Annotated in this window: 13 protein-coding genes; 5 read left to right on the top strand and 8 right to left on the bottom strand. The window is 60.6% G+C overall.

Going from position 1 to position 13609, the window contains the following annotated elements; genetic code table 11:
• Nucleotides 1-74 precede the first annotated feature (74 nt).
• From dbpA to yccS, 3 genes are all read left to right on the top strand, one after another.
• Nucleotides 75-1412, top strand: a complete 1338-nt coding sequence (dbpA, locus tag QCL65_RS02980; RefSeq protein WP_407316649.1) for an ATP-dependent RNA helicase DbpA — start codon at nt 75-77, stop codon at nt 1410-1412.
• Nucleotides 1413-1674: 262 nt separating this feature from the next.
• On the top strand, nt 1675-2853 hold the full coding sequence (locus tag QCL65_RS02975; protein ID WP_407314732.1) for an NAD(P)/FAD-dependent oxidoreductase: 1179 nt from the start codon (nt 1675-1677) through the stop codon (nt 2851-2853).
• 75 nt (nt 2854-2928) lie between these two features.
• On the top strand, nt 2929-5112 hold the full coding sequence (yccS, locus tag QCL65_RS02970) for a YccS family putative transporter (RefSeq protein ID WP_407314730.1): 2184 nt from the start codon (nt 2929-2931) through the stop codon (nt 5110-5112).
• On the opposite strand, the gene QCL65_RS02965 is transcribed toward yccS, so the two are convergent.
• Nucleotides 5113-5853, bottom strand: a complete 741-nt coding sequence (locus tag QCL65_RS02965; protein WP_407314728.1) for a substrate-binding periplasmic protein — start codon at nt 5851-5853, stop codon at nt 5113-5115.
• A 210-nt stretch (nt 5854-6063) separates the two neighbouring features.
• On the opposite strand from QCL65_RS02965, the gene QCL65_RS02960 reads away from it, so the two are divergent.
• Nucleotides 6064-6510 carry a GNAT family N-acetyltransferase gene (locus QCL65_RS02960; protein ID WP_407314726.1) on the top strand — a complete coding sequence of 149 codons (447 nt, stop codon included), beginning with the start codon at nt 6064-6066 and terminating at the stop codon, nt 6508-6510.
• Here QCL65_RS02960 and QCL65_RS02955 read toward each other — a convergent pair.
• Genes QCL65_RS02955 through QCL65_RS02945 form a run of 3 tightly spaced genes read right to left on the bottom strand, consistent with a single transcriptional unit; the run spans nt 6507 to nt 9480 of the window.
• On the bottom strand, nt 6507-6803 hold the full coding sequence (locus QCL65_RS02955) for a helix-turn-helix domain-containing protein (protein ID WP_407314724.1): 297 nt from the start codon (nt 6801-6803) through the stop codon (nt 6507-6509). The genes QCL65_RS02960 and QCL65_RS02955 overlap by 4 nt on opposite strands.
• 4 nt (nt 6804-6807) lie before the next feature.
• Nucleotides 6808-7314 (bottom strand): YgjP-like metallopeptidase domain-containing protein, encoded by a 507-nt coding sequence (locus QCL65_RS02950; protein WP_407314722.1) that lies wholly within the window; start codon nt 7312-7314, stop codon nt 6808-6810.
• A 39-nt stretch (nt 7315-7353) separates the two neighbouring features.
• On the bottom strand, nt 7354-9480 hold the full coding sequence (locus QCL65_RS02945) for a putative bifunctional diguanylate cyclase/phosphodiesterase (protein WP_407314720.1): 2127 nt from the start codon (nt 9478-9480) through the stop codon (nt 7354-7356).
• A 330-nt stretch (nt 9481-9810) separates the two neighbouring features.
• On the opposite strand from QCL65_RS02945, the gene QCL65_RS02940 reads away from it, so the two are divergent.
• Nucleotides 9811-10485, top strand: coding sequence for a polysaccharide lyase family 7 protein (locus tag QCL65_RS02940; protein WP_407314718.1), 675 nt, complete (start codon nt 9811-9813; stop codon nt 10483-10485).
• A 126-nt stretch (nt 10486-10611) separates the two neighbouring features.
• Here QCL65_RS02940 and fba read toward each other — a convergent pair whose 3' ends face one another.
• The 4 genes from fba to QCL65_RS02920 form a co-directional block, all read right to left on the bottom strand.
• Entirely contained in the window at nt 10612-11676 is a 1065-nt protein-coding gene (gene fba, locus QCL65_RS02935) for a class II fructose-bisphosphate aldolase (RefSeq protein ID WP_407314716.1), read from the bottom strand.
• A gap of 76 nt (nt 11677-11752) precedes the next feature.
• The gene (locus QCL65_RS02930; protein ID WP_407314714.1) at nt 11753-12073 is read right to left on the bottom strand and encodes an MliC family protein; all 321 of its coding nucleotides are present in this window, start codon (nt 12071-12073) and stop codon (nt 11753-11755) included.
• 148 nt (nt 12074-12221) lie between these two features.
• Nucleotides 12222-12437, bottom strand: coding sequence for a hypothetical protein (locus QCL65_RS02925; protein WP_407314712.1), 216 nt, complete (start codon nt 12435-12437; stop codon nt 12222-12224).
• Nucleotides 12438-12439: 2 nt separating this feature from the next.
• Nucleotides 12440-13603: a phosphoglycerate kinase gene (locus QCL65_RS02920; RefSeq protein ID WP_407314709.1), complete on the bottom strand. Its 1164-nt coding sequence runs from the start codon at nt 13601-13603 to the stop codon at nt 12440-12442.
• Between the last annotated feature and the right edge of the window lie 6 nt (nt 13604-13609).

Here is a 13609-nt window from a genome sequence, read left to right as displayed (position 1 = left end):
ACATTTTGTTTTGCAGGCCCAGTCCCGTGACCACCATCGCCACCGCTTTCAACACCCTGCCGCTGTCCGCCGCCATGCTGGCCAACCTGGAATCGTTGGGCTACGCCCAGATGACGCCGATCCAGGCGCAAAGCCTGCCAGTGATCCTCAAAGGCATGGACCTGATCGCTCAGGCCAAGACCGGCAGCGGTAAAACGGCGGCGTTCGGTATCGGCTTGCTGAATCCGATCAACCCGCGCTACTTCGGCTGCCAAGCGTTGGTTATTTGCCCCACCCGCGAACTCGCCGACCAAGTGGCCAAAGAAATCCGCCGCCTGGCGCGCTCGGAAGACAACATCAAAGTGCTGACCCTGTGCGGCGGTGTGTCTTTTGGCCCGCAGATCGCCTCGCTGGAGCATGGCGCGCATATCATCGTCGGCACCCCGGGGCGCATCCAACAACACCTGCGCAAAGGCTCGCTGATACTCGACGGCCTCAATACCCTGGTGCTCGACGAAGCCGACCGCATGCTCGACATGGGCTTTTATGACGCCATCGCGGACATCATCGACAAGACCCCTGAGCGCCGGCAAACGCTGCTGTTTTCCGCCACCTACCCGGTGGGCATCAAGCAGCTGTCGTCCAAGTTCATGCGCAACCCGCAGCAAGTCAAAGCCGAGGCGCTGCACACCGATAACCAGATCGAGCAGCGTTTCTACGAGATCTCCCCCGAGGAGCGGATGGACACCGTGGTCAAAGCCCTGGCCCATTTCCGCCCACAGTCCTGCGTAGCGTTCTGCTTTACCAAACAGCAATGCCAGGAGGTGGTCGACCACCTGACCGCCAAAGGCATCAGTGCCGTGCCCCTGCACGGTGACCTGGAGCAACGTGACCGCGACCAGGTGCTGGCGATGTTCGCCAACCGCAGCACCTCGGTGTTGGTGGCCACGGATGTCGCCGCACGCGGCCTGGACATCGATGCCTTGGACATGGTGATCAACGTGGAGCTGGCGCGGGACTCGGAAATCCACATTCACCGCGTCGGCCGTACCGGCCGTGCCGGTGAGAAAGGCCTGGCGATCAGCTTCGTCGCCCCCGCCGAAGCCCACCGCGCTCAAGCCGTCGAACAGCTGCAAAAAGCCCCGCTGCATTGGGAGCCCTTGAGCAACCTGAAAAGCCAGGGCGGCGAACCCCTGCTGCCGCCCATGAGCACCCTGTGCATCAGTGGCGGGCGCAAGGACAAAGTCCGCCCGGGCGATATCCTCGGCGCCCTGACCGGCGAAGCTGGGATCCCCGGGGCCCAGGTGGGCAAAATCGCTATTTTCGACTTCCAGGCATACGTGGCCGTGGACCGTTCGGTGGCCAAGCAGGCACTGCAGCGTTTGAACGATGGCAAAATCAAAGGCCGCTCGCTGCGGGTGCGGATTCTCTGACCTGAGACGGCGCGCTAGCGCCATAGATCGGGGCCCTGGGCAAGTACCCCAGGCCCCACGCGACGACTAGGTTCTGTACGTAAAGTCGCCGAGCGGCGATCAGGCAAGGCAAAAACAGGCGAGGAACGGTTGGAGTCGCATTCGACTTTACTGGTTGTAAATGAGCATTCCGATCGGACTCGCGCTCGAGCCTGTTTTTAACGCAGCATGGTCGACGCGCAGGCACTTTACGTACAGAACCTAACAGCCAAGGACCCACCAAGTGCGTTTCACCGACATCCTTATCATCGGCGCTGGTGCCGCAGGGCTGATGTGCGCGTTCAGCGCCGCGCAGCGCGGGCGCTCGGTCATGCTCATCGACCACGCCAACAAACCCGGCAAGAAAATCCTCATGTCCGGGGGTGGGCGCTGCAACTTCACCAACATGTACACCGAGCCCAGTAATTTTCTCTCGCAGAACCCGCACTTCTGCAAGTCGGCCCTGGCCCGTTACACCCAGTGGGACTTTATCGAACTGGTGGGCAAACACGCTGTGGCGTACCACGAGAAAAAGCTCGGCCAACTGTTTTGTGACAACAAGTCCAGCGACATCCTCGGCCTGCTCTTGAGCGAGTGTGAACAGGCCAAGGTAGACCTGCGCATGGACACTTCGGTGCAGACCATCGCCAAGGTCGAGGGCGGTTACTGCCTGCAGACCAGCGCCGGGCCGATCACCTGCCAGTCCTTGGTGATCGCCACCGGCGGCCTATCGATCCCCACCCTGGGGGCCACGGGCTTTGGTTATGAGGTGGCCCGCCAATTCGGCCACCAGGTGCTGCCGACCCGGGCCGGGCTGGTGCCCTTCACCATTACCGATCAACTCAAAGCCCTATGCACAGAGTTGTCCGGAACCTCTGTCGATTGCGTGGCCAGTTGCAACGGCCAGAGCTTTCGAGAAAACCTGCTGTTCACCCACCGCGGCCTGAGCGGGCCGGCTATTTTGCAGGTTTCCTCGTTCTGGCAACCCGGCGAAGCCATCGAGATCAACCTCCTGCCCGAGCACGACGCCGCCACCTGGCTGCGCGAACAGCAAGCGGAACGGCCCAATAGCGAACTGAAAACCCTATTGGGCGAAGTGTTCACAAAAAAAATGGCCAACCTGCTGGCCGAGCAGTGGTTCGAGTCGCGCCCCATGAAACAGTACACGCCGGCCCAACTGGATGAGCTCGCCGAGCGCTTGGCCCACTGGCGCCTGGTGCCGGCCGGCACCGAGGGCTACCGCACCGCCGAGGTCACCCTGGGCGGGGTGGATACCCGCGAGGTGTCCTCGAAAACCCTCGAGTCGCTGAAAAGCCCTGGGCTGTATTTTATCGGCGAGGTGCTGGACGTCAGTGGCCACCTGGGCGGTTTCAATTTCCAGTGGGCATGGGCCTCGGGTTATGCAGCGGCGCAATTTGCCTGACGAGCGGCGCGATAGTCGGTAACATGCGCGCAACGCTGAGCCACCCCTAATCTGCCTCGACAGGTTCGCCCCGCCATGGCATCGACCTCATTTCGCCAATCCATGCGCCGCCTCTGGGCGCTAGACAAGTTCAGCTACAGCGTTCGGGTCTTCATCGCCCTCACCGGCAGCATGGCGCTGTGCTGGTACCAGAACGAGATGCGCCTGTTGATCCCGCTGTTTCTCGGAATCATTGCCTGCGCCCTGGCCGAAACCGACGACAACTGGCAAGGCCGTATCAATGCGTTGGCGGTGACCCTGGTGAGCTTCGGCCTGGCGGCGGTGGCGGTCGAGTTGCTGTTCCCCTACCCCATCCTGTTCGTCTGCGCCCTGGCCCTGGCCAGCTTCAGCCTGACCATGCTGGGCGCCCTGGGCGAACGCTATGGCGCCATTGCTTACGCCACCTTGATTCTCTCGGTGTACACCATGATCGGCGTGGACCAACGCGGCGGCGCGGTCCTGGATTTCTGGCACGAGCCCATGCTGTTGGTCGCTGGGGCGGCCTGGTACGGTTTGCTCTCGGTACTCTGGCAAGCCCTGTTCGCCAATCAGCCGGTGCAACAGGCCCTGGCGCGGCTGTTCCGCGAATTGGGGCACTACCTGAAACTCAAGTCCAGCCTGTTCGAACCGATCCGCCAGCTCGATGTGGAGGCCCGGCGCCTGGAACTGGCCAAGCAAAATGGCCGGGTGGTAGCGGCGCTGAACTCGACCAAAGAAATCATTCTGCACCGTGTCGGCAACGGCCGGCCTGGCTCCAAGGTCAGCCGCTACCTGAAGCTGTATTTCCTGGCCCAAGACATTCACGAGCGCGCCAGCTCATCCCATTACCCCTACAACGCCTTGGCCGAAGCCTTCTTTCACAGTGACGTACTGTTCCGCTGCCAGCGCCTGCTGCGTCAGCAGGGGGTGGCTTGCCAGCGTTTGTCAGAGTCGATCCAACTGCGCCAGCCGTTCATTTACGACGACAGCTTCGCCGAAGCCCTGGCCGACCTGCACGCCTCGCTCGACTACCTACGCAACCAGAGCAACCCCGCTTGGCGCGGGTTACTGCGGTCGCTGCGGGCATTGGCGGCCAACCTGGGCACGCTCGACCGCCTGCTCAGCGACGCCAGCAACCCCGACAAACTGGCAGACGCCAGCGACAGCAGCCTGCTGGACCGCTCGCCACGCACCCTCAAAGACGTCTGGAGCCGGTTGCGCAACAACCTCACACCCACTTCTTTGCTGTTCCGCCATGCCTTGCGCCTGCCGCTGGCGCTAGTGGTTTGCTATGCCACGGTGCACCTGATCCACCCCTCCCAGGGTTACTGGATCATGCTCACCACCCTGTTCGTCTGCCAACCCGGCTACGGGGCCACACGGCGCAAGCTGGGGCAGCGGATTGTCGGCACAGCCATCGGCCTGACCGTCGGCTGGGCGCTGTTCGACCTGTTCCCCAGCCCGGTGGTGCAGTCGGTATTCGCCATCATCGCCGGCCTGGTGTTCTTCGTTAACCGCACCACCCGTTACACCCTGGCCACGGCGGGTATCACCTTGATGGTGCTGTTCTGCTTCAACCAAACCAGCGACGGCTATGGGCTGTTTCTGCCGCGCTTGTTCGATACCCTGATCGGCAGCCTGATTGCTGGCCTGGCGGTGTTTCTATTCCTGCCGGACTGGCAGGGGCGCAAGCTGAACAAGGTGCTGGCCAATACCCTGACCTGCAACAGTATTTACCTGCGCCAGATCATGCAGCAGTACGCTCTGGGCAAGAGCGATGACCTGGCTTACCGCCTGGCCCGGCGCAATGCGCACAACGCCGACGCCGCGCTGTCCACCACCCTGGCCAATATGCTCATGGAGCCGGGGCACTTTCGCAAAGAAGCTGACGTGGGTTTTCGCTTTCTGGTGCTGTCGCATACCCTGCTCAGCTACCTCTCCGGGCTGGGCGCGCACCGGGATGCGTCGCTGCCGCAAGAGGTACGTGAGCATCTGATCCAAGGTGTCGGCGAAAGCCTGGCCAGCAGCATCGACGAAATCGCCACTGGGCTGGCCAACAAGCAACCGGTGCAGGTTCAGAGCGATGCGGAAGAAAGCCTGGCTAGCGAGCTCGAGCAAGTGCCCGAAGAGATCGACGAGGGCCAGCGCCTGGTGCAAACCCAGCTGGCGTTGATCTGCCGGCAACTGGGGCCGTTGCGCACATTGGCCGCCCACTTGGTCAAAGACAGCCCCGCGGCCTGACTACATGCCGTAGCGCTTCATCAGGCGGTCGTAGCTACCGTTGGCTTTCATCGCATCGATCTCCCGGTCGAATGCCGCGACGATCTTGTCATGGTCGGGGGTTTTCAAGCTGACCAAAATGCGCAAGCGGTTCTCGGTCAACGGCTCGGGCAGAAACTCCAGGCGGTCACGCACCGCCTGCGGCTCACGCTGCAAAAAGTAGCGGGCCACCAACTCATCTTCCAGGGTCAATTCCACTCGCTCAGCCGCGAGCATGCGCACCGCCATGGAAAAGTTATGCACCGGTACTTTGTGCAGCTGGTCGTCGATATCGAAGGCCGGGGCGTAGGCATAGCCACGCACCACGGCAATGGAGGCGGCGTAAAACGCAGCGAGATCGCCGTGGTATTGCACGGGAACATTTTTGCGTTTGATGAACATGATCCGGTTGAGCCAATAGCCTGAAGAAAACACACCGATCTGCGTGCGTTCATCGCTGTACCAGGCATTGATCAGCACGTCATAGCGGCCTTCGCTCAGGCCCAACATGGCCCGTGCCCAGGGCACCTGCTCGAACTCGGTGGTATAACCGGCGTTGGTCAGCGCCGTGGTCACCAGCTCGGTGGCCAGCCCGCCATTGGCCATACTTGCGTCGGTAAACGGCGGCCAGATATCCGCCACCAGCCGTAGCTTGTGGGCCAACACCGGCTGGGTCGTCAGTAACAACGCCAATAGACACACGCTTCGAAAAGAACTCAGCATCTGCGCCATCCTGGAGCGGAGCAAGGCCCCGCGCGCTGAAGAAAATACCACCCGTAGGAGCGAGCTTGCTCGCGAAAAACTCACAGACGCCGCGTCCATTCAGGCGGGGCGCGTTAACGTTGAGGTGTTTCGCGAGCAAGCTCGCTCCTACGTGGGACAGCGCTTGACGTAATATAGCGCCAACACATAGTCAATAAAGGTGCCGTAAGCATGGAATGGGTTTGCAAACACCACGCAGAGCTGAGCATCCATGAGTTGTACGCGGTGCTCGCGCTGCGCACGGCGGTGTTCGTGGTCGAGCAGCAGTGTCCCTATCAGGAGGTCGACGGCCAGGACCTGCAAGGCGATACCTGCCACCTGATGGCGTGGGATGCCGACCAACTGGTCGCTTATCTGCGTCTGCTAGACCCTGCCACCCAAGGCGGCGATGTGGTGATCGGCCGCGTGGTCATTGCCCGCGCAGCGCGGGGCCAAGGCCTGGGCCACGCAATGATGCAGCAGGCCCTTGAGCAGGCACAGGCTCGCTGGCCGGCGACCGCGATTCATTTGTCGGCCCAGGCGCATTTGCAGGGTTATTACGGCGCGTACGGTTTCGCCGCCGTCGGTGAGGTCTATCTGGAAGATGGCATACCGCACATTGGCATGCACCGAGCTTAGGGGTAGCCCAGCGTCTTTTTCAGCTGGGCGATGTGCGCCCCTACCCATTCGGGGTTGATCGGCCCCCAGTGGCTGATCACATAGCGCCCCATGTGATTACGCGCGCCGGCGGCCTGTTCGAATTCACACAGGATGTCCAGGTCGGCCAATGCGGCCAGCGTGTCCTGGGCGGTACGCCGCGGCATGCCGGTTTGCTCCACCAGCGCCGGTACGCTGGTGGCCTTGCCACTGTCGATCAACCACGCCACGTACAAACGCCGATAAAAACTGCTACGGGTCTTACTGACGTCCATGGGGCTATTCCTTGGCGGTGGCGAGCAGATCACGGTAGGTGAGGTAAACCCGCAGGTCGAATTCCAGCTGATGGTAGCCGGGCTGCATGTGTTCGCATAGCTGATAAAAAGACTTGTTGTGCTCGGCCTCTTTTAGGTGGGCCAACTCGTGCACCACGATCATGCGCAAGAATTCAGGGGCGGCTTGCTTGAACAGCGCCGCCACCCGAATCTCCTTCTTGGCCTTAAGCTTGCCGCCCTGTACCCGTGAGATCGCCGTGTGCAGCCCCAACGCACGGTGGGTCAGGTCGAGGCGGTTGTCGAACAGCACCTTGTCGATGGCCGGGGCGTTGCGCAGGTGTTTGTTTTTCAACTCCAGCACATAGGCATACAGCGACTTGTCGCTTTGCACGCTGTGCTGGCCCGGATAACGCTGGCTCAGGTAATCGCCCAGGCGCTGCTGGGCGATCATCTCCTGGACCTGAGCCTGCAGGGCGGCAGGGTAGGCTTGCAGATACTTCAAGGACATCATTGGCGCCGGGCGGTGGGGTTCAGTGAGGCCGCAGTATACTCAAAGGGCTGCGCCGCGCCGACCCAGCACCGCCGGAAAAGCGCTGGCCGCTGCAGCGGTCAGTGGTTTGGCGACAATAAAGCCCTGTACCCACTCACACCCATTGAGCTGCAGCCACTCGTACTGCTCGGACGTTTCCACACCCTCAGCGATCACGCTGATTCCATAGCCATGGCAGCACTCGATGACCTGCCGCACCAGCACCGCGTCACGTTGCGAATGGGGCAGCTTGGAGATCAATTCACGGTCTAGCTTAAGCGTATCCAGGGGTAAATCCCGGAGCAATTTGAGGGAGCAAGGGCCGCGCCCAAAGTCGTCCAGCGCCACCCTCACCCCCAGGTTACGCAACTGCTGTAATTGATGACGAGATTCCTCCAGGTTGTGGGTGAGCGAGTCTTCTACCACTTCGACTTCCAACTGGCGCGGGCGCAGACCATTGAGGGCAATGGCGCGCTGCAGCTCAGGCACCAGGTTGGGCATGCTGAACTGGGCGTTGCTCAAGCTGATGCTTAACACCAGCTCATCGGGAAACCCGCCAAACCAGGCCCGTCGCTGGGCGGCGCCCTGTTGGTAGATCCAGTTGGTCAAGCGGCTGATCAGCCGCGCTTCTTCAAGCAGCGGAATGAACAGCCCCGGCGGCACATCGCCGACGCTGGGGTGCTGCCAGCGCAACAAGGCCTCAAAGCCGCGCAAGCGGCCATCGGCGATGGCCACCTGGGGCTGGTAGACGAGGCTGAAGTCATGGTTCTCGATGGCATCACTGACACTGCCCTCAAGCATCAGCCGCGACCGTGCCCGGCCGTTGAGGTCTTGATCGTAATAGCGGTATTGCTGGCGGCCGGCCTGTTTGGCGGCGTACATGGCAATGTCCGCCGCCCGCATCAAGCCGTCCAGGTTGGCTCCGCACTCCGGGTATGTGGCGATGCCGATACTTACCCCCAGCGTGACGTCCAGCCCATCCACCTGCTGACACATGGAGATGCGGTCAATCAGCTTTTCCGCCACCTTGGCCGCCTGCTCCGGGTATTCAAGGCTGTCGAGCAAGGCGGTGAACTCATCGCCGCCCATCCGAGCCAGGGTGTCATAGGACCGCAAACAGTCCTTGAGCTGCTCGGCCACCCAACGCAACACGCGGTCGCCGGCATCATGCCCGTGCACATCGTTGATTCGCTTGAAGCCGTCGAGGTCCAGGTACAGCAAGGCTTGGGCTTTGTCTGAGCGCTCGTTGCGCACCAAGGCGCCTTCGACCGCTTGGTAGAAGCCACGCCGGTTGAGCAAACCGGTCAGGGGGTCGGTCACCGCCTGGTATTCAAGTTGCTGGTGCAGACTGCGCACCACCGACATGTCTTGCACCGTCACTACGATAGCCCGCTGTTCACCCGGCAATGCTGCACTGGACAAGGCCACCGGCAATTGATCGCCATTGACGGTGCGCAGCAAAGCGTCGTGAACGCGATAGGTTTCGCGAGAACGGTAGGCCTTATAAAACTCGGACTCGCGCCATTGCCCGAACACCGGTTTGAGTACGAAGTCGAGCAAGGGTATGCCTTGCAGTTTATCCACGGGCGTTTCGAGCAAGCGAGAAATAGACGGATTGGCGAACGTCACATAGCCCTGCTCATCCACTACCAGGATGCCTTCGGCGGCGTTCTCCAGCACTGAGGCATTGAAGGCCCGCGCCGACTCCAGGTCGCGGCTCAGACGTTGCAAGTCACGCCGATTGCGCTGTTGTTCCAGCAGCGCTTGGACCTTGGGCCTGAGGATCTGTGGGTCGAAGGGTTTGAACAGGTAGTCCACGGCGCCATTGGCATAGCCCTTGAGCACCGCCGCCTGCGACTGTTCGTTCGCGGTGAGGAAAATGATAGGGGTCAGCCGCGTTCGCTGGCTACCGCGCATCAGCCGCGCCACTTCGAAGCCATCCATGCCGGGCATCTGCACGTCCAGCAAGACCAGGTCGACCTCGTGCTCAAGCATTTTGCCCAGCGCTTCCACCCCCGAGGCGGCCGTCACCACCTGCCAGTCCTGGCGCTCCAGCAAGGCCCGCATGCTGAGCAAGTTCTCGGGATAGTCATCGACTACTAGAAGAACAGAGCCACTTTCAATCGAAACTTTTGGCGCGCATTCCATGCTGCTACTCACTGTGGCCAAACCCGTGACAGGTCAGTTGCTCCTAGATAACCCGGCTAACTGTAGTCGTGGATCCAGGCAAGCAGTAGTGGGCATTGTGCCATTATTCGGCATTTATCGCATCTACCCGACTAACGGTAATGGAACCTATTGCTTGAGAAACAGTCACTTGCGCCCGATCGCGACAAACGGATGGCGCCAATAGGGTGGCGCCAGGGTTTTTTGGGTATATCTTCCGCTCGCCTGCCGATAACGAGGTAACACCCCTGTTGAACCCGGCGAAAGCTTGCTCCCCCCGCAGCGGCGCCACACTTGAACGGAAGAGACGAAATGATTGATCTGACTACCTGGAACTTGAGCATTCCCGTCGGCACCCCGGCCGTGACTATCGAGACACCCACCCTGGCTGCGGGCTTCAAGGACGAGTATTTTCATTCAGACACCGGCACGCTGTTTTTCTGGGCGCCCGTCACCGGCAGCAAAACCGCCAACGCCAAATACGCCCGTAGCGAACTGCGTGAAACTTCAGCCGACGGCAAGCTTTACAACTGGACCTACGCAAGTGCCGACCACTTTTTGCGCGCCGCGCTGGCGGTTAACCAAGTGCCTTCGACCGGCAAAATCGTGATCGGCCAGATCCACGTGAAGAACAGCAACGAGCCAATTCTGAAAGTCGAATACCAGTACAAAGAAAAACTCGGCACCGGCAACATCGTCGCCAAAGTTCGCTTGAAGCCTTCGGACAGCGAACCTACCGTCGTTCAAGTCGCCACTGGCGTACCCATGAACAAACGCTTCACCTACACCATTCACCTGTCCCCGAACGGTTACCTGAGCGTTACCTCGGCAGACTATCAGTGGGGCGCCAAAATCAGCCCTGAATGGAAAGATGCACAGATGTACTTCAAAGCCGGCGTGTACACCCAGGACAATACCGGGTACGCCAGCGAAGGCGGGATGGCGACGTTCTACAAACTGGACATCGACCACAATAAGAAAGGCTAAGGGCTACCGAATGCCAACTATTGAACAACAAGAATTCTTACAGCGGGCCGCTCGAAGTAGCGCCCATAAAAAAAGCGCCCCAACGGCGGGGCGCTTTCTATTTACAGCTGAACAGTCAGCTGAAGATCAATTGATCTTAGCGTTCAACTCGCCTTTGGCGTAACGCAAGTACATACCTTCCAGGGAGATCGGCTTGATCTTCGAGGCATTGCCCGCGGTGCCGAAGGCTTCATAGCGATCGATACACACATCACGCATGGCTTTTACGGTCTCGGCAAAGTATTTGCGCGGGTCGAATTCGCTTGGGTGCTGGGCCATGAAGCGGCGAATGGAACCGGTCGACGCCAGACGCAGGTCGGTATCGATGTTCACTTTACGCACGCCGTGCTTGATACCTTCGACGATTTCTTCCACCGGCACGCCATAGGTTTCTTTGATTTCACCACCGAACTCATTGATGATCGCCAACCAGTCCTGAGGCACCGAGGACGAACCGTGCATCACCAGGTGAGTATTGGGGATGCGTGCGTGGATCGCCTTGATGCGGTCGATGGCCAGGATGTCACCGGTCGGTGGCTTGGTGAACTTGTAGGCGCCGTGGCTGGTGCCGATGGCGATAGCCAATGCATCCACCTGGGTCAACTTTACGAAGTCAGCGGCTTCTTCGGGGTCAGTCAGCATCTGGCTGTGGTCGAGGATACCCTCAGCGCCGACACCGTCTTCTTCGCCGGCCTGGCCGGTCTCCAACGAGCCCAGGCAACCCAGTTCGCCTTCTACCGACACACCACAGGCGTGGGCCATGGCCACGGTTTGTTGGGTCACGCGCACGTTGTAGTCGTAGTCGGTTGGGGTCTTGCCGTCGACACCGAGTGAGCCGTCCATCATGACCGAGCTGAAGCCCAGCTGGATGGAACGCTGGCAGATGTCCGGGCTGGTACCGTGGTCCTGGTGCATGCACACCGGGATATGCGGAAATTCTTCGATGGCCGCCAGGATCAGGTGGCGCAGGAACGGCGCGCCAGCGTATTTGCGAGCACCCGCCGAGGCCTGGACGATGACCGGAGAATCGGTCTTGTCGGCGGCTTCCATGATGGCGCGCATCTGCTCAAGGTTATTCACGTTGAAAGCAGGTACGCCATAGCCGTACTCGGCCGCGTGATCCAGCATTTGACGCATGCTAATAAGTGCCATTGTTTTTCGTTCTCCCGGTCAAGTCGTCTAATCTGCAAGCCTGCCGAAGCGGCGCATGCGGTTCATGTATATGCCGTTACGGAGCCTTGCAGCCCCGGCCGATCAAATCGTTAGTCGCGACCCAGTAAATCAGGCCTTCGTTACCCTGGCGATGGAACGCCAGTACTCCATCGCTATAAAGCTCGCCAGCGGCGCCTGGTTCGAGCTTGAGCTGATAGACCTGCTCACTGCCACCCAGTTTGACTTCAACCTGCTCTTGAGCAGCATCCGCGAAACGCCATTGCAGTTGAGCTTTACTGTCACAAGACCAGGTGGTCCAAGCTGCGGATGGCGGCGCCTGGGTGCTGGCACAACCGCCGAGCAGGGCAACGGCGATCAGGGCGGTATAGCCTTTCATAGTTCATCCTCGAACAGCCAGTTGGCGCACCAAACCGCCATAGGCCGGTGGCGAGCGTCGAACAAGTTACTGCGACCAGCAATAGCCCGAATTGTTGCAACCTCCGGTCGGCTGGCCCTATGCCAGCTAGGATATAGACGTACGCGACCTAAGGGCAATCGGCTTCGTATTTATCAAGCCCGTCGGGCCCCATGCGCTTATTGATCACCGGGGCCGTTTCGGCCTGCCATTCGGACTGCGAGCAACCTGGAGGCGCCACCCCTTTACGTTCTTCAGGCGCCTGCGGCCCAGGGCCGCTGGCGCACCCGGCAAGCATGGCCACCGCCACCGCCAATGACGCCCTATGCTTGCTTGTGCTTGTCATGCTTAGGCCTTGGCCCTTTGTTCCAGCACTTCGACGGCAGGCAGCACCTTACCCTCGACGAACTCCAGGAACGCGCCACCGCCGGTGGAGATGTAGGAAATGTCTGCGGCGACGCCATATTTGTCGATAGCAGCCAGAGTGTCACCACCGCCAGCAATGGAAAATGCTGCACTTTCAGCGATAGCGTGGGCCAGGACCTTGGTGCCATTGCCGAATTGGTCGAATTCGAACACGCCCACCGGGCCGTTCCACAAAATGGTTTTCGACGACTTCAACAGCTCGGCGAACTGCTGGGCCGTTTGCGGGCCGATGTCCAGGATCATGTCGTCGTCGGCCACGTCGGCGATCAGCTTGACGGTCGCTGGGGCGCTTTCAGCAAATTGCTTGGCGACCACTACATCCACCGGCAGCGGCACACTGACTTTGGCAGCGATAGCGCGAGCCGTGTCCAACAGGTCGGGCTCATACAGCGACTTGCCCACCGGGTGGCCAGCGGCGGCTAGGAAGGTGTTGGCGATACCGCCACCCACGATCAGTTGGTCGCACACCTGGCTCAGGCTGTTGAGCACATCCAGCTTGGTCGACACCTTGGAGCCGGCGACGATGGCCGACATAGGCTGTGCAGGCGAACCCAGCGCCTTGCCCAGGGCGTCGAGTTCAGCGGCCAGCAACGGGCCGGCTGCGGCGACTTTAGCGAACTTGGCCACGCCGTGGGTCGAACCCTCAGCACGGTGGGCGGTGCCAAAGGCGTCCATCACGAACACGTCACACAATGCGGCGTATTGCTGAGCCAGTTCGTCGGCGTTCTTCTTTTCGCCTTTATTGAAGCGCACGTTCTCGAACAGCACTACGTCGCCAGGTTGGACCGTTACGCCGCCCAGGTAGTCAGCCACCAGCGGTACTTCACGGCCCAGGGCTTTGCTGAGGTAATCGGCGACCGGCTTGAGGCTGTTTTCGGCTGAAAATTCGCCCTCGGTAGGCCGCCCCAGGTGCGAGCACACCATCACCGCCGCGCCTTTCTCCAGCGCCAGCTTGATTGTCGGCAGCGACGCCAGGATGCGTGCATCACTGGTGACCACGCCGTCCTTGACGGGCACGTTGAGGTCTTCACGGATCAGTACGCGCTTACCTTGCAGATCGAGGTCGGTCATCTTCAACACGGTCATGTATCA

Source organism: Pseudomonas sp. nanlin1 (genome assembly GCF_045571515.1).
GTDB lineage: Bacteria > Pseudomonadota > Gammaproteobacteria > Pseudomonadales > Pseudomonadaceae > Aquipseudomonas.
Note: the sequence above shows the minus strand (reverse complement) of the source record. Positions and strands in the feature narration are given on the sequence as shown.